General features: G+C 53.4%; 1 protein-coding gene. It reads left to right on the top strand.

What is annotated here, in order from left to right:
• On the top strand, window positions 1-234 hold a 234-nt coding region (locus GQE98_RS13890), incomplete at both ends, for a GTP-binding protein (protein ID WP_343044220.1).

The raw sequence follows: 234 nt of genomic DNA on the forward strand, positions 1-234 counted from the left end.
TGTTCATGAACAAGGTTGACCTTGTCGATGACGAAGAGCTGATCGAGCTTGTCGAGATGGAAATCCGCGAGCTTCTGTCCGAGTATGATTTCCCGGGCGATGACATTCCGATTGTTGGCGGTTCTGCTCTTGCGGCTCTTGAGGGCCGGGATGACGAGATTGGCAAGGAAGCGATTCTGAAGCTGATGGAAGCGGTTGATGCTTCTATCCCGCAGCCGGAACGTGAGATTGACC

The sequence above is a fragment of the Sneathiella litorea genome (genome assembly GCF_009882915.1).
Classification (GTDB): domain Bacteria; phylum Pseudomonadota; class Alphaproteobacteria; order Sneathiellales; family Sneathiellaceae; genus Sneathiella; species Sneathiella litorea.